12 protein-coding genes are annotated in these 15,093 nt (G+C 68.0%); 8 read left to right on the forward strand and 4 right to left on the reverse strand.

Annotation, left to right across the window (positions count from 1 at the left end; all coding sequences use genetic code 11):
* Positions 1 to 3: 3 nt before the first annotated feature.
* The 3 genes from HWX36_RS01005 (at position 4) to HWX36_RS01015 (ending at position 3,134) form a co-directional block, all read left to right on the forward strand.
* The gene (locus tag HWX36_RS01005; RefSeq protein WP_175950432.1) at positions 4 to 1,188 is read left to right on the forward strand and encodes a cytochrome c; all 1,185 of its coding nucleotides are present in this window, start codon (positions 4 to 6) and stop codon (positions 1,186 to 1,188) included.
* Positions 1,189 to 1,225: 37 nt separating this feature from the next.
* Positions 1,226 to 2,179, forward strand: coding sequence for an ABC transporter substrate-binding protein (locus HWX36_RS01010; protein ID WP_175950433.1), 954 nt, complete (start codon positions 1,226 to 1,228; stop codon positions 2,177 to 2,179).
* 88 nt (positions 2,180 to 2,267) lie between these two features.
* Positions 2,268 to 3,134: an MOSC N-terminal beta barrel domain-containing protein gene (locus tag HWX36_RS01015; protein WP_175950434.1), complete on the forward strand. Its 867-nt coding sequence runs from the start codon at positions 2,268 to 2,270 to the stop codon at positions 3,132 to 3,134.
* A gap of 378 nt (positions 3,135 to 3,512) precedes the next feature.
* Here HWX36_RS01015 and HWX36_RS01020 read toward each other — a convergent pair whose 3' ends face one another.
* The 4 genes from HWX36_RS01020 to HWX36_RS01035 all read right to left on the reverse strand — a co-directional run bounded on the left by HWX36_RS01020 (position 3,513) and on the right by HWX36_RS01035 (position 7,841).
* Positions 3,513 to 4,022, reverse strand: coding sequence for a hypothetical protein (locus HWX36_RS01020; RefSeq protein WP_175950435.1), 510 nt, complete (start codon positions 4,020 to 4,022; stop codon positions 3,513 to 3,515).
* 178 nt (positions 4,023 to 4,200) lie between these two features.
* Positions 4,201 to 5,616 carry a sensor histidine kinase gene (locus tag HWX36_RS01025; RefSeq protein WP_175950436.1) on the reverse strand — a complete coding sequence of 472 codons (1,416 nt, stop codon included), beginning with the start codon at positions 5,614 to 5,616 and terminating at the stop codon, positions 4,201 to 4,203.
* Positions 5,617 to 5,797: 181 nt separating this feature from the next.
* Positions 5,798 to 6,478: a response regulator gene (locus tag HWX36_RS01030; RefSeq protein ID WP_175950437.1), complete on the reverse strand. Its 681-nt coding sequence runs from the start codon at positions 6,476 to 6,478 to the stop codon at positions 5,798 to 5,800.
* A gap of 124 nt (positions 6,479 to 6,602) precedes the next feature.
* Positions 6,603 to 7,841, reverse strand: coding sequence for a multidrug effflux MFS transporter (locus HWX36_RS01035; RefSeq protein ID WP_175950438.1), 1,239 nt, complete (start codon positions 7,839 to 7,841; stop codon positions 6,603 to 6,605).
* Between the two features lie 102 nt (positions 7,842 to 7,943).
* On the opposite strand from HWX36_RS01035, the gene HWX36_RS01040 reads away from it, so the two are divergent.
* The 5 genes from HWX36_RS01040 to HWX36_RS01060 all read left to right on the forward strand — a co-directional run bounded on the left by HWX36_RS01040 (position 7,944) and on the right by HWX36_RS01060 (position 14,931).
* Positions 7,944 to 9,431, forward strand: a complete 1,488-nt coding sequence (locus HWX36_RS01040; RefSeq protein WP_175950439.1) for a PLP-dependent aminotransferase family protein — start codon at positions 7,944 to 7,946, stop codon at positions 9,429 to 9,431.
* Between the two features lie 216 nt (positions 9,432 to 9,647).
* Positions 9,648 to 10,748, forward strand: a complete 1,101-nt coding sequence (locus HWX36_RS01045) for an ABC transporter substrate-binding protein (protein WP_175950440.1) — start codon at positions 9,648 to 9,650, stop codon at positions 10,746 to 10,748.
* Positions 10,749 to 10,848: 100 nt separating this feature from the next.
* Entirely contained in the window at positions 10,849 to 12,621 is a 1,773-nt protein-coding gene (locus tag HWX36_RS01050; protein WP_175950441.1) for an iron ABC transporter permease, read from the forward strand.
* Entirely contained in the window at positions 12,614 to 13,681 is a 1,068-nt protein-coding gene (locus HWX36_RS01055; RefSeq protein WP_175950442.1) for an ABC transporter ATP-binding protein, read from the forward strand. Before HWX36_RS01050 ends, HWX36_RS01055 begins: the two co-directional genes overlap by 8 nt.
* 158 nt (positions 13,682 to 13,839) lie before the next feature.
* Positions 13,840 to 14,931 (forward strand): porin, encoded by a 1,092-nt coding sequence (locus tag HWX36_RS01060; RefSeq protein WP_175950443.1) that lies wholly within the window; start codon positions 13,840 to 13,842, stop codon positions 14,929 to 14,931.
* Positions 14,932 to 15,093 lie beyond the last annotated feature (162 nt).

A 15,093-nucleotide genomic window follows, 5' to 3' on the forward strand; every position in this document is an offset into this window, starting at 1 on the left:
CCGATGAACCCGCCGACGTTCGCCGACTGGGCGCTCATGTTTCTGCAAGGGCTGTATCGCGCGCAAATCGCGCTGGCGCGCGTGCTGCATGCGATCGGGCTGACGTGCGACGCCGACGGTCAAGCCGCCTGGCCCTGGGCCCATCGCATCGCGCTCGAAACGCTGCGCATCGACGCGGGGCTCACGCGGCAACTCGCATTCGCCGCGGCGGCGACGGCGCTGGCCGTCGTGCTCGCGGGCATCGCGCTCGCTTCACGCAAGTGGCGTGTCGCCACGGCGCTCGCCGCGCTGGCCGCAGCATGGTGCGCGCCGTGGCCGCCGTCTTCGCTGTGGCTCTCGCCCGCCGTGCCGACGAGCTTCCAGCGCGATCCCGCGCCGTTTTCGGTATCGAACGTGATGCGCGGCGCGCACCTGTATGCACGACACTGCGCGGCCTGCCACGGCACGGACGGCCGCGGCGAAGGGCCGCTCGCGGCCACGCTCTCGCGCTGGCCGCCGACCTTCGCCGGCGCGCTGCTCGCCCGCCGTCTCGACGGCGAGCTGTTCTGGCGCGTGCGCCACGGCATGCGCGACGAACACGGCGCGTCGACAATGCCCGGCTTCGCCGCGACGCTCGGCGCGCAGGATACCTGGGCCGTGCTCGACTACCTGAAAGCGCTCGCCGCGGGCAGCGGCGCGCAAGCGCAAGGCGCGTGGCCCGTACCGGTCCCGCTGCCGGCGCTCGACGTGCGCTGCGGCGCCGCCGCGCCGCAACCGCTCGAGCGCTGGCGCGAAGGCCAGCGCGTGCGCGTCGTCGCGCTCGCGCCGGGCGCGACGCCCCCGCCGGAAGACGCGCGCTGGCAAACGCTGCTCGTCACGGCGCGCGGCGCGCCCGTCGCGCAGGCGAGCGGCACCGCGCAAGCCGATTGCGTCGCGTCGACGCCCGGTGCGTGGCTCACATTCGCGACGATCGCCGGCGTGGCGCCCGACGCGCTCGGCGGCACGCAGCTCCTCGCCGATCGCCGCGGCTGGCTGCGGGCACGCGCGTTGCCGGGCAGCGCCGGCTGGTCGGATGCGGACCTGCTGTGCCGCTCGGACAGCACCGCACGACCGGCCGTACCGGCAGCGACCGGCGATCCGCTAACCGCGCTGCTGGTGCGCGTCGACGCGGAGCCCGTGCGCGATGTACAGGCCGGACTTCCGCATTGATTGAATCCCTGAACGTCTCTTCCGACCGAACTTCACGATGAATCCGACCCGACGCCATTTCCTCGCACAGGCGAGCGCCCTCGCCACCATCGCCGCGGCACCGGCCGCGCTGCGCGCGCAATCGGGCGCACGGCCGCTGCTGCGCGCCGGCGACCAGAAAGGCGGGCTGCGTGCGCTGCTCGAAGCCGCCGGCGAACTGAACGGCCTGGCGTACGACATCGCGTGGACCGAGTTCCCGGCCGCCGCGCCGCTCGCCGAGGCGCTGAACGCGGCCGCCGTCGACTGCGGGCCGATCGGCGATGCGCCGGTGATTTTCGCGCTCGCGTCGGGGGCACGCATCAAGGTGATCGGCGCGAACCGCTCCGACCCGTACGGCACGGCCGTTCTCGTGCGGCCCGATGCGGCGCTGAAAGGCGCGGCCGACCTGAAGGGCAAGCGCATCGGCACCACGCGCGGCTCGATCGGCCATTTCGTCACGCTGAAGGCGCTCGACGCGGCCGGCCTGCCGCCCGACGCCGTCTCGTTCCGCTTCCTGCCGCCCGCCGATACGATGCTTGCGCTTGCAACCGGTTCAATCGACGCCTGGGCGACCTGGGAACCCTATACCGCGCTTGCCGAAACGAGCGGTCGCGCGCGCGTACTCGTCAATGGCCGCGGGCTGTGGTCGGGCCTCAGCTACATCGCGGCGACCGACGCGGCGATCGCGTCGAAGCGCGACGCGCTGCACGATTTCCTGCGGCGCGTCGTGCGCGCGCAGACGTGGTCGTACCGGCATGTCGACGCGTATTCCGCCGCGCTCGCGCGCATCATCGGCATCCCGCCGGCGGCCGCGAGGCTGCAGTTCGAGCGCCGGAACACGCGCTGGCTGCCGATCGACGCGACGATCATCGCCGAGCAACAACGCACGGCCGACTTCTACCTGAAGGCCGGACTGCTGCGCCAGCCGCTCGACGTGCGCGCGACGTTCGACCCCGGCTTCCCGCTCGCATGACCGGCCGCGCGACGGCGCGCAGCCGCCCGAACGGCGTCGGCACGATCTGGCACAATCGCAGTCTCGTCATCCGCCTTCAGCCAGCGTCATGCCAGCCATCGCCGAACTCTTCGTCTACCCGATCAAATCCTGCGCCGGCATCGCGCTGTCGCGCGCGCAACTGCTCGAAACGGGCCTGGCCTACGATCGCCACTGGCTGATCACCGACCCCGCCGGGCAGATGATCACGCAGCGCACGCACCCGCGCCTCGCGCTGATCCACACCGCGCTTCGCAGCGATGCGCTCGTGCTGAACGCGCCGGGCATGCGCGAGATCCGCACGCCGCTCGACGGCAACGGTTCGCCCACCACGCCGAAAATGGCCGCGACCGTGTGGCGCGACACCGTCGACGCGATCGACACGGGCGCCGAAACGGCCGCGTGGCTCACCGAATTCCTCGGCGTGCCCACGAAGCTCGCGCGCTTCGGCCCCGACGCGCGCCGCGGCTGCAACCGCAAATGGACCGGCGAGATCGATACGCACACGCAATTCGCTGACGGCTACCCGCTGCTCGTGATCGGGCAGGCGTCGCTCGACGACCTGAACGCACGGCTCGCCGCAAAAGGCGCACCGGCGATTCCGATGAACCGTTTCCGCCCGAACATCGTCGTGTCGGATCTCGCTGCATACGAGGAGGATTTCGTCGAACATCTCGACACGGAAGGCGCGACGCCCGTGCGGCTGCGCCTCGTGAAGCCGTGCACCCGCTGCCCGATGCCGACGATCGACCAGGCCACCGGCGCGCCCGATCCCGCGTGGCCGCACGAGCCGACCGACACGATGCAGACCTATCGCGCGAACCCGAACTTCAACGGCGAGCTGACGTTCGGCATCAATGCGATCGTCGTACGCGGCGCGGGCAGCTTCCTGGAAATCGGGCAGGCACTCGACGCGGAAATCGGCTTCGGCGACTGATAGACCTGCCATGCAGACTGCCGGGCCTGCGCGCACACGCGCCGGCAGATCGAGCCTGCCGCTCGCCATCGACCCAGTGCCTGACCAAGGGCGAAAGCGTGCACGTCGTCTACGACGACTCGGGGCCGAAGACCTTTTCGGGATCGCTCGACGTGCCGCGCCTGTCGGGAACCCTCTGCCGGTACGTTCCGGGGCTTGGCGGGCCGGGGCGCGATCATCGTCGACGGTCGGTGTGCTGCCCCCTGTGCCGCAGTATGACGGGGCCAGCCGTCGATTTAAAAAGTGACGCACGCGGTAATTTTCCGCAATGCGTCACCGGGACGAAATGATTCAGCCCTGAAATTCAACCAATGCTTTTTTATAAACAATATCGATCATTTATTTTTGAATCTCCAATTCGGTGAGTACTGCATCGCTCACCGTGATTGTTTCATCCGGAATTTTCGGATCGAGATAGATCGTATAGTTCGCCGTTCCGGTTTTCGAATTCCGCGGCGTAACCGAGCTCAAATCCAGCAATGGGAATGGCGCCGGCGGAATGCCATGCCAGTTGGCGACGGAAACCAATCCGATGTAACCGTGCAAGTGCATCCAGAAGGTCCGCACCAGATTGCTGTGTCCTACGCCTTCCTTTGACGGAAAATTCCAGTAATTCCCGCGAATCGCGATTTTTGTCGGTGCTGGCCGTTGGCTCCAGACAACCACACCCGCACCTTCCACGGAGCCGCTCCCCTCCGGCAGCGAGGCTTGCACGCCTTCTGTATTGAAAGCAGCGGCGAAGGTGATGAGCGGTGCCTTTCCGTTCCCGGACGTGACCTGCCCTCCGCTCACCTTGAATTTCACGACAACAATTTCCGGCAGGACGTCTTCATCGAGTACTGTAGCCATGATGTGGTTCCCTTTCAATAATCTGAAATTTCGATTCACCCCTAAATCATCAAGACGAGGCCGCGCATTAGACGGCCAATTTATCGTAGGTATAAAGATTCTGATTTTGTAGCTGTCAAAAATAGCAGCGTGTTACGACGACATTAAAATAATCAATGAATTGTCGATTTAACTGTTCCTATTTCTGCAGCTCTGCATCGAGCGCCACCGGCAGCCACGCCGTCACGACCAATCCGCCCCCGGCCGCATCGCCCAGCGTCACCCTGCCCTGATGCACGCGCGCGATCTCGCGCACGATCGACAGCCCGAGCCCCGTCCCTTCGACCGTCTGCGTCTTGCTGCCGCGATGGAAGCGCTCGAACACCGCGTCGCGCTCGGCCGCCGGAATGCCCGGCCCGTTGTCGATGACGTCGAGCCGCGCGTGCTCGCCATCGCGCGATACGCGCACCGTAATCACCGCGCGGTCGCCCGCGTAGCGGATCGCGTTGTCGATCAGGTTGCCGATCATCTCGCCAAGCAGGTCGGACTGCCCGTGCACGTCGATATCGGCCTCGTGCTCGAAGCCCAGATCGATGTCGCGCGCACGTGCGACCGGCGACCAGTCGAGCGTCACGCTGCGCGCGAGCCGGTGCAGCGCGACCGGCTTGTGCGCGACCGCATGACCGCTGTCCGAATCGAGCCGCGACAACGACAGCAGTTGCTGCACGATCTTCGCGGCCTGCCGCACCGCGCCGTTCGCGCGCCGCAGGTGCCCAGTCACGCGCGGCTGCTCGTCGGGCCGCAGCGCGAGCTCGACGCCGGCCTGCACGGCCGCGAGCGGCGTCTTCAGTTGATGGGCCGCGTCCGCGAAGAAACGGCGCCGCGCGACCTGCATCCGCTGCGTGCGGCCGATGTACTGGTTGATCGACTCGACGAGCGGCGCGAGTTCGCTCGGCATCGCGCCGGTATCGAGCGGCGTCGGGTCGTCCTCGCTGCGCGCGGCGACCGTCGCCGACAGCCGGTTCAGCGGCCGCAGCCCACGCCCGACGCCGAGCCACACGATGCCGAGCGCGAGCACGACGAGCAGCCCTTCCTGCAGCAGCGATCCCACCAGGATCTCGCGCGCGAGCGCCTGGCGCGCCTCGATCGTCTCGCCGACCATCACCCATACGATGCGCGACTGCGCGGTCGGCACGTCGTGCACCGGGATGCGCAGCGCTGCCATCCGCAACGGCTCGCCGCGATAGACGACGTCGTAGTGACGCGTGACGAACAGCGCGCCGTCGCCCGCGTCGCGCCCCTGTGGCAGCGGCAGGTCCGGGTAGCCGGTGATCGTGTGGCCGTTGTCCTCGCGGATCAGGTAGTAGATCTTGCCGCCGTCGCTCGATTCGAGCATTTCCAGCGCGAGATACGGCAGGTCGACCTCGATCTCGCCGTCGTTGAGCCGCACGCCTTCGCGGATCGACTTCAGCGACGACGACAGCGTGCGGTCGAACGCGACGTGCGCGGCGCTCATCGCGCGCTGGTACGTGAGCCACGAGTCGAGCGCGAGCAGGCCGAGCAGCGGCAGCAGCAGCCACAGCGCGACCTGGATGCGCAGGTTCGGGCGGGTCACTCGCCCCCCCGCCTGGCCGCGCCATGGGACATGGCAGGGCATGCATCGCGCACCGCTCCGCGCCCGCGCCGCCGGCCGTGAATGGCATGCGTGCGGCTGGCAGGCCGCGAACGTGTCGATCCTGCGTCGCGCGTCAACGCGTACACCGGTCCCGTGCAAAGGTCGCGAGCGCGGCGGCAGTTCATTCAGCCGTCTCCGCCTTCGCTTCCAGCAGATAGCCGAGCCCGCGCAGCGTGACGATCGCGACGCCCGTGTTCTCGAGCTTCTTGCGCAGCCGGTACACGTAGATCTCGATCGCATCGGCGTTGACCGACTCGTCCAGCCCGAAAATCTTCTCCGACAGCGTTTCCTTGTTGATCGCGCGGCCGTTGCGCAGGATCAGCACCTCGAGCACCGAACGCTCGCGCGGCGTGAGCGACAGCGGCTCGCCCGCGAGATGGAAGCTGCGGTCGATACTGTCATACGAAAGCGGCCCGCATTCGACCCGCGAATGCTCGTGGCCGAGGCTGCGGCGGATCAGCGCGCGGGCGCGCGCCTCCAGTTCGGTCAGTTCGAACGGCTTCGCCAGATAGTCGTCGGCGCCGAGATCGAGCCCCTTCACGCGATCCTCGACCGACCCGTGCGCGGTCAGGATCAGCACCGGCACCGGATTGCGCCGCGCACGCAACCGCCGCAGCACTTCCAGCCCGTCGAGCTTCGGCAGCCCGAGATCGAGAATCACCAGCGCGTAATCCTGCGTGCGCAGCACGTGGTCGGCCGCCTCGCCGTCCGCCATGTGATCGACCGCGAAGCGCGCCGCGCTCAGCGCGTCGTGCAACGACTGGGCGAGGTTCGGATTGTCTTCGACGAGCAGCACACGCATGGGGATTCCGGCAAGATCAGCGACAGGCCGCTACATTACATGATCCTTTCCACGGCGACGCCTCGCGCAAACACGGGTTGCGCCACCGGCGCGGGCGCACGCCGGCCTTTTCGCCGACCGTCCCTCAGCGCTCGGCGGCGGGCCGGTTCCGCGTCGCGACGCGCGAACCGTCGCTTGCCCGCCGCCGCTCGCGCAGGCCGACGGCCACCGCCACGAACGCGACGCTCGCACCGGCCGTGACGACGATCATCGGGCGCGCGGTGCCATCCGACAGCCACGCCAGCACGCCGCCGCACGCGGCCGTCATCGCCATCTGGATAAAGAAGAACAACCCGGACGCCGTCCCGGCGATCGTCGTGTACGGCTGCATCACCGCGAACTGGCAGGCCGGGATCGCGATCCCGACGGCGATCATCACGAAGAACATCGGGACGACGAGCGCCGCCACCGCCGTCGGCGCGATCGCACCGCCGATCCACAGCACGGCGGCGCCGGCCAGATTGACGCCCGCAGCAGCCGCGATGACGGTATCGGCCTTCCAGCTGGCGCCGGTCCGCGCAAACACGTTCGAGCCGATCAGGTAACCGAGCACGGTCAGGCCGAAAATCGCGGCATACGCCGGGCCGGATACGCCCCGTTGCCGCTGGAACAGCGTCGACGATTCCGCGATGAACGGGTAGTACGTGCAGTACGCGAAACTGATGGCGAGCGAGTAGCGCAGGAAACGACGCTCGCCGAGCAGGCCCGCGTAGATCCGCAGGAGCCCCTTGCCCGGCGCCGGCCGCGCGTCGCGTTCGCGGGTCTCCGGCAGGTAGCGCAGCACCATCGCCGTCGCGACGAGCCCGCCTGCCGCCAGCAATCCAAACACACCGCGCCAGCCGAGCCACTCGGCCACTGCGCTGCCGGCCAGCGGCGCAATCACCGGCGACAGCGCCATGCCGGCCGAAATCCGCCCCAGCATCGTGGCCTGCATCGCGCTCGGGAAGCGCTCGCGCACGATCACCCTGCCGATCACCGTTCCGCTGCAGCCGCCCAACGCCTGGAAGATGCGCGCGGCGACGATCGCCGTGATGCTGGCCGACCCCGCGCAGGCGACGCTCGCGACTACATAGAGGCACAGGCCGCCGAGCAAAACGGGACGGCGGCCGTAACGGTCGGACAACGGCCCCGACACCAGCATCGACAGCGCATAGCCGACCATGTAGAGGGTCAGCGTGAGCTGCAACTGGGCGTCGGTGCCGTGCAGCGCGTCCGCCATCGCCGGCAACGACGGCAGGTACGCGTCGATCGTGACCCGCGGCAGGCACACGACGAGCATCAACAGGAACAGCCAGCCCCACTGGGGTAATGAACGCGTTTTCATGCGGTGAGCCCGTCTCCGGTCGGATCGATGTGGTCGACAGCAATCTAAGGTCAAAGTGATATAAGCTGAAGGACCATTAAATCCGCCACTGACTGGACCACTATGCCGCGAGGCAAAGCCGCGATGCCGCTCGATCTGCCGTGCCCTGCCGGGCTGTCCTCGGGCAGTCCGCAGTCGAAGCAGGAGTGCATTGCCGACGCACTGCGCGACGCGATCCTGAAGCGCCTGCTGCCCGGCGACAGCCCGCTGCCGTCCAGCCGCACCCTCGCCGCGCGCTGGGGCGTCGCCCGGGGAACCGTCGAAGCGGCGTACGACCGGCTGTGCTCCGAGGGCTATATCGCCCGCACGCAAGGATCCGGGTCGCGGGTCTGCGCGGTGGTGCCGGACAGCTATCTGCGCGCGGCCGCGCAGTCACGCGACACCGGCCTTCCCCCCTCCGACGCCCACTCCGCGACAGCACGCACGACCGACGCCACCGCGCCGGAACAAGGCGTGCGCCCGGGCGTCCCGTTCGTCGCGCGGCTCGCCGATCCCGGCCTGCTGCCGATGCAGCAATGGAAGAAGGCGCTCGGCGCCAGCCTGCTGGCCGCGACGGCGAACGACCTCGGGGCCACGCCCGCGCAAGGCGTCGAGAGCCTGCGCAATGAAATCGCGGCATACCTGCGGGAATACCGCGGCATCCCGTGCAGCGCCAGCGACATTTTCATCACGACCGGCATCCGGCATTCGATCGATCTCGTCGCGCGCACGCTGCTCACGCGCGGCTCGACGGTGCTGATGGAGGACCCCGGCTATGCGTCGGCGTGGCAGATCTTCACGATCGCGGGTGCGACCGTGATCGACGTGCCGGTCGATCGGGAAGGCATCGACACGGCGTCGCTGGAACGGCATCCCGATGCGCGCGCGGCCTATGTGACGCCGGCCCATCAGGCGCCGCTCGGCATCACGATGTCGGTGTCGCGCCGGCTCGAACTGCTCGACTGGGCGCAGCGCAACCGCGCGTGGATCATCGAGGACGACTACGACGGGGAATTCAGCTACCAGACCGCCCCGCTGCCCGCGCTGAAATCGCTCGACGCGTGTGATCGCGTGATCTACTGCGGCTCGTTCAACAAGACGCTGTTCTCGGGGCTGCGCATCGGCTTCATGGTCGTGCCGGCGGAACTGCGGCAGGCCCTGTCGGCCGTGTGGCATGCAACCGCACGCTCGGTCGGCGTGGCGCCCCAGCTGGCGCTGGCCCGCTTCATCGCGCACGGCGATTTTGCGAAGCACCTGCGCGCCGCGCGCCACGCGTACCGCCAGCGGCGCGACATCGTGCTCGACCAGCTGGCGAAACACGCCGGCGGGCGGTACGCGGTGTCCGGCGAACACGCGGGCTTTCATTTCGTGCTGTGGCTGCCGCCCGGGATGGACGACGCCACGTATGTCGCCCAAGCCCATGCGGACGGGATCGAATTGCAGCCGATCCGCGGATTCTGTCGAAGCGCCCGGTGCGAAGCGGGGGTCGTCGTCGGGTACTCCGCGCTGACGGCCGCGCATGCGCGGCATGGCGGCCGGCTGCTCGGCAAACTGCTCGCGCAACCCGCATAGCCGCCCCGCCATCGTTGCCGCGTCCCGCGGCAGCCGCTTCCCGCCCGTGCCTGACCGTGCCGCGCGCCGCAAAACGCGCGGCCGCCGCCGCTTCGACCTCGGGAAATCCATGACACAAAGGACACGATTGTGAACGGAAATGAAAGCAGGCTGAAAGTGCGCCGCAATTAACATCCGCTCCACTCGAACAACACCTGGAAGTAACTGGAGGAAGACATGCCGTTTGCACCGAAGCACCTCGCCGCCACGCTGGCGGTCGTTCTGGGCACTGCCGCCGGCGCCGCCGCCGCGCAGGTTCCCGCCGGATATCCGGGGAGTTACCAGGGCGTGATCGACGCCGCGAAGAAGGAAGGCAAGCTGATCGTCTATTCGACGACCGACACGGGCCTCGTGCGCCCGCTGATCAAGGACTTCGAAAGCCTGTACGGCGTGAAGGTCGAGTACAACGACATGAACAGCACCGAGCTGTACAACCGCTACATCAGCGAGAACGCGGCGAGCAGCACCAGCGCCGACGTGCTGTGGAGCTCGGCGATGGACCTGCAGGTCAAGCTCGTCAACGACGGCCTGATGGCGTCCTACGATTCGCCCGAAAGCCCGAACGTGCCGCAATGGGCGCAGTACCAGAAGCAGGCGTACGGCACGACGTTCGAGCCGCTCGCGATCGTCTACAACAAGCGCTTGATTCCCGAGAACGAAGTGCCGAAGACGCGCGCCGACCTGATCAGGCTGCTCACGTCGCAACCCGACAAGTTCAAGGGCAAGGTCACGACGTACGACGTCGAGAAATCGGGTGTCGGCTTCAACGCGCTGACGCAGGACGCGCACCTGAACGAGAAGGTCACGTGGGAGCTCGTGAAGGCGATCGGCGCGACCGGCCCGAAGCTGCAGTCGAGCACGGGCGCGATGATGGAGCGGATCTCGTCGGGCGAGAACCTGATCGGCTACAACATCATCGGTTCGTACGCGTACGCGAAAGCGAAGAAGGACAAGTCGATCGGCTACGTGTTTCCGAAGGACTACACGCAGATCGTGAGCCGCCTCGCCATGGTGTCGAAGAAGTCGAAGAACCCGAACGCCGCGAAGCTGTGGGTCGACTACCTGCTGTCGAAGCGCGGCCAGACGCTGATCGCGGACCAGGCGAACCTGTATGCGATCCGCACGGACGTGACCGGCGAAACGTCGGCCGCGAGCCTCACGAAGGAACTCGGCGATTCGCTGAAGCCGATCCAGATCGGCACCGGCCTGCTCGTCTATCTCGACCAGTCGAAGCGCCTCGCTTTCCTGAAGCAATGGCAGCAGGCGATCAAGCGCTGATCCGCTGACCGACTGCCGCCCGCCGCGCATCGCGCGGGCGGCCCCTTTCCCTCACCGATTTCCTGGCGGCGGCCATCCGGATGGCCGCAGGGGCGAACTCATGCTTTCAACCAGCACACCCGGAACGGCGCCGGCCGTTCCGCCCACCACCGGCCCGCGCGATGCGATTCCCGCGCTGCCGGTCAACAGCCTGCAGCCGCTCGCCGGCATGCTGCGCTGGATCGTCGTCGCGGTGCTGACCGTCGCGGTCGCGCTGCCGCTCGGCTTCATCCTGTTCCAGAGCCTGCTGTCCGCGCCGTTCTTCGACGCGAACAAGACGCTCGGCATCGAAGGCTTCCGCTTCATCTTCAGCGATCCCGATTTCTGGTCGGCCGTGAAGAACTCGTTCATCATCGCCGGCGGGATGCTGTTCATCTCGATTCCGCTCGGCGGCGTCCTTGCGTTCCTGATGGTGCGCACCGACCTGCCCGGCCGCCGCTGGCTCGAACCGCTGCTGCTCACGCCGGTGTTCGTGTCGCCGATGGTGCTCGCGTTCGGCTACGTGGTCGCGGCCGGCCCGGTCGGCTTCTACTCGGTGTGGTTCAAGGAACTGTTCGGGGTGCAGAACGTCCCCTGGAACGTGTATTCGATCTTCGCGATCACGGTGATCGTCGGCCTCACGCACGTGCCGCACGTGTACCTGTACTCGTCGGCCGCGCTGCGCAACCTCGGCTCGGACGTCGAGGAAGCCGCCCGCGTGACGGGCGCCCGCCCGTTCCGGGTCGCGCTTGACGTGAGCCTGCCGATGACGATGCCCGCGCTGCTGTTCGCCGGCGTGCTGGTGTTCTTCCTCGGCTTCGAAGTGTTCGGGCTGCCGCTCGTGCTGGGCGATCCGGAAGGCCACCTCGTGCTCGCAACCTACCTGTACAAGCTGACCAACAAGCTCGGCGTGCCGTCGTATCACCTGATGGCCGCGGTCGCGGTGTGCATCGTCGCGATCACGTTCCCGCTCGTGCTGCTGCAGCGCCGCCTGCTGAAAACGGCGAACCGCTTCGTCACCGTGAAGGGCAAGGCTGGCCGCGCGACGGTGCTGCCGCTCGGCGTGTGGCGCTGGGTCGCGCTCGCGATCGTCGCGCTGTGGCTGATGCTGACGGTGATCGTGCCGCTCTCGGGCATCGTGCTGCGCGCGTTCGTGACCAACTGGGGCGAAGGCGTCGCGCTCGCCGAAGTGCTGACGCTGGCGAACTTCACCGAGCTGTTCGAGCAGGACAACCTGGTGCGCGCGATCGTCAACACGCTCGGCATCGGCGTGATCGGCGGCGCGCTCGCGGTCGGCTTCTACTCGCTCGTCGCGTTCGCCGGCCATCGCCGCCCCGACTGGGCGACCAAGCTGCTCGACTACATCGTGCTGCTGCCGCGCGCGGTGCCGGGCCTGCTCGCCGGTCTCGCATTCCTGTGGATCTTCCTGTTCGTCCCCGGCCTGCGCGAGCTGAAGAACTCGATGTGGAGCATCTGGATCGCGTACACGGTCGTGTGGCTCGCGTACGGGATGCGGCTCATCCAGAGCGCGCTGCTGCAGGTCGGCCCCGAGCTCGAGGAAGCCGGCCGCAGCGTCGGCGCGACGCGCAGCCGCGTGTCGCTCGACGTGACGCTGCCGCTCGTGCGCTTCGGTCTCCTCGCCGCGTGGCTCCTGATCTTCATGATCTTCGAGCGCGAATACTCGACGGCCGTCTACCTGCTGTCGCCCGGCACCGAAGTGATCGGCGCGCTGCTCGTGTCGCTGTGGGCGACCGGCGCCGTCGACCAGGTCGCCGCGCTTTCTGTCATCAACATCGCGATGGTCGGTGCCGGTCTCGGCGTGGCCCTGCGTTTCGGAGTGAAACTTCATGGATAAGCTCATCGTCGACGACCTGCATCTCAGCTACGGCGCCAATCCGATTCTCAAGGGCGTGTCGTTCGAACTGAAGGCCGGCGAAGTCGTCTGCCTGCTCGGCGCGTCGGGCAGCGGCAAGACCACGCTGCTGCGCGCGGTGGCCGGCCTCGAACAGCCGTCCGACGGCCGCATCCAGCTCGACGGCCGCGTGTTCTTCGACGGCGCGCAGCGCGTCGACCTGCCCGTCGAGCAGCGCTCGCTCGGCCTCGTGTTCCAGTCGTACGCGCTGTGGCCGCACCGCACCGTCGCCGACAACGTCGGCTACGGGCTGAAGCTGCGCCGCGTCGCACCGGCCGAACAGAAACGCCGCGTGCAGAGCGCGCTCGACCAGCTTGGCCTTGGCCATCTCGCGGAACGCTTCCCGCATCAACTCTCGGGCGGCCAGCAGCAGCGCGTCGCGATTGCGCGCGCGCTCGTCTACAACCCGCCGGTGATCCTGCTCGACGAGCCGCTGTCGAACCTCGACGCCAAGCTGCGCGAGGAAGCGCGCGCATGGCTGCGCGAACTGATCGTGTCGCTTGGGCTGTCGGCCCTGTGCGTGACACACGACCAGACCGAGGCAATGGCGATGTCCGACCGCATCCTGCTGCTGCGCAACGGCCGCATCGAGCAGGAAGGCACGCCGGCCGAGCTGTACGGCGCGCCGCGTTCGCTGTACACGGCCGAGTTCATGGGCAGCAACAACCGGATCGACGCGCGCGTCGCGTCGATCGACGGTGAACGCGTGACGCTCGCCGGCGACGGCTGGGAACTGCAGGCGCTTGCCCGCGACACGTTCGCGCCGGGCCAGGACGCGCAGGCCGTGATCCGCCTCGAGCGCGTGCAGGTCGCCGACGGCCCGGGCGCGAACCGGCTGCAGGTTGACCTCGTTACGTCGATGTATCTCGGCGACCGCTGGGAATACCTGTTCCATTGCGGCGACATGCGCCTGCGCGCGTTCGGCCACGTACCGCGCGCGGCAGGCAAGCACTGGATCGAATTCCCGACCAACGACTGCTGGGCGTTCGCGAAAGCGGGCTGACCCACGCGGCGGGCGCTCCGCCCGCCACCTGCGCGCGTTCCGTCGTGTCATCACAGGCAGCTCCGGCGGACGTCTTCGGACGTCCGCCGCGGCGTGCCGCGCGCCGCATTCGCCTGATCCCGCTTCACCCCCTCACAAGAACCAAGGAGACACCGTCAATGAAGTCACGCGCAGAACGTTCCCTTCGCGCCGCCGTCCTGACCGGATCGGCCGCCGTCGCCGGCCTCGCCGCCGGCGCCGTGCACGCGCAGTCGTCGGTCACGATGTACGGGATCATGGATGCCGGCATCGAATTCGCCAACCACGCCGCGCCGGAAGGCGGCAATTCGTACAAGCTCAAGTCCGGCAACAAGAACACCTCGCGCTGGGGCCTGCGCGGCGTCGAGGATCTCGGCGGCGGGCTGAAGGCCGTGTTCCGTCTCGAAAGCGGGATCGATCTTGCAAACGGCGCGTCCGACGACGGCCCCGACTCGATCTTCGGGCGCCGCGCAACCGTCGGCCTGAAGGGCAAGTGGGGCGAGATCTCGCTCGGCCGCAACTTCACCGTCACCTACGACTACATGCTGCAGTTCGACCCGATGGGCTACTCGCAGAACTATTCGTGGGCGTCGTCGTCGATGGCGACCGGCGGCCGCAAGGACGGCATGTTCACGCGTTCGTCGAATGCCGTGCGCTACGACGGCGAATTCAGCGGCTTCAAGTTCGGCGCGATGTACGGCTTCGGCAACGTGCCGGGCAGTGTCAAAACCAGCTCGAAGTACGACGCGGCGATCGGCTACGAGGGCGGCCCGTTCGCCGCGGTGGTCGCGTTCGACCGGCAGAACGGCGCAGCCGACAGCGTGACGCCGGCCGATCCGGTCGACTACATCCAGGGGATTCATGCGGGCCTGAGCTACGACTTCGGCAACCTGAAGACGATGGCCGGCTACCGCAACTACAAGCGCGCGTATCGCACGAGCGCCGCGAACCAGTTGAGCGACATGGTTTGGGTCGGCGGCTCGTACCAGTTCACGCCGACGTTCTCGTTGATCGGCGCCGTATATCACCAGAACATCAAGGGCGGCACGGATGCCGATCCGACGCTCGTGTCGATGCGCGCGCAATACGCGCTGTCGAAGCGCACGGTACTGTACGCGGCAGGCGCATTCGCGATCGGGCAGCACGGGCAGAAGGCCGGCGTATCGCGCGATGTCAACGGCTATGGCACGACCCAGGTCGGGGTGACGGCAGGGATTCAGCAGCGGTTCTAGGCGTGACGGCGGGTAGCGGCGCGCACGTCGCGCGCCGCGTCGCCGGCCCGCGGCTTGCCGCCCCGCCCTCGATGGCGGCACGAAGCGGTTCGCCGGATCGAACGGCATCCTGAAGAGATCGCACGCCCAAACGGCGCCAGCCGTGCATGCGGCCAGGCGGCG

The sequence above is a fragment of the Burkholderia sp. BCC0405 genome (assembly GCF_902833075.1).
In the GTDB taxonomy this organism is placed as follows: Bacteria; Pseudomonadota; Gammaproteobacteria; order Burkholderiales; family Burkholderiaceae; genus Burkholderia.

What these genes read in the sequence shown, in the direction of transcription:
- HWX36_RS01005 (WP_175950432.1), top strand. Translation starts at nt 4, where the DNA reads ATGAACCCGCCGACGTTCGCCGACTGGGCGCTCATGTTTCTGCAAGGG.
- HWX36_RS01010 (WP_175950433.1), top strand. Translation starts at nt 1,226, where the DNA reads ATGAATCCGACCCGACGCCATTTCCTCGCACAGGCGAGCGCCCTCGCC.
- HWX36_RS01015 (WP_175950434.1), top strand. Translation starts at nt 2,268, where the DNA reads ATGCCAGCCATCGCCGAACTCTTCGTCTACCCGATCAAATCCTGCGCC.
- HWX36_RS01020 (WP_175950435.1), bottom strand. Translation starts at nt 4,022, where the DNA reads ATGGCTACAGTACTCGATGAAGACGTCCTGCCGGAAATTGTTGTCGTG.
- HWX36_RS01030 (WP_175950437.1), bottom strand. Translation starts at nt 6,478, where the DNA reads ATGCGTGTGCTGCTCGTCGAAGACAATCCGAACCTCGCCCAGTCGTTG.
- HWX36_RS01035 (WP_175950438.1), bottom strand. Translation starts at nt 7,841, where the DNA reads ATGAAAACGCGTTCATTACCCCAGTGGGGCTGGCTGTTCCTGTTGATG.
- HWX36_RS01040 (WP_175950439.1), top strand. Translation starts at nt 7,944, where the DNA reads ATGCCGCGAGGCAAAGCCGCGATGCCGCTCGATCTGCCGTGCCCTGCC.
- HWX36_RS01045 (WP_175950440.1), top strand. Translation starts at nt 9,648, where the DNA reads ATGCCGTTTGCACCGAAGCACCTCGCCGCCACGCTGGCGGTCGTTCTG.
- HWX36_RS01050 (WP_175950441.1), top strand. Translation starts at nt 10,849, where the DNA reads ATGCTTTCAACCAGCACACCCGGAACGGCGCCGGCCGTTCCGCCCACC.
- HWX36_RS01055 (WP_175950442.1), top strand. Translation starts at nt 12,614, where the DNA reads ATGGATAAGCTCATCGTCGACGACCTGCATCTCAGCTACGGCGCCAAT.
- HWX36_RS01060 (WP_175950443.1), top strand. Translation starts at nt 13,840, where the DNA reads ATGAAGTCACGCGCAGAACGTTCCCTTCGCGCCGCCGTCCTGACCGGA.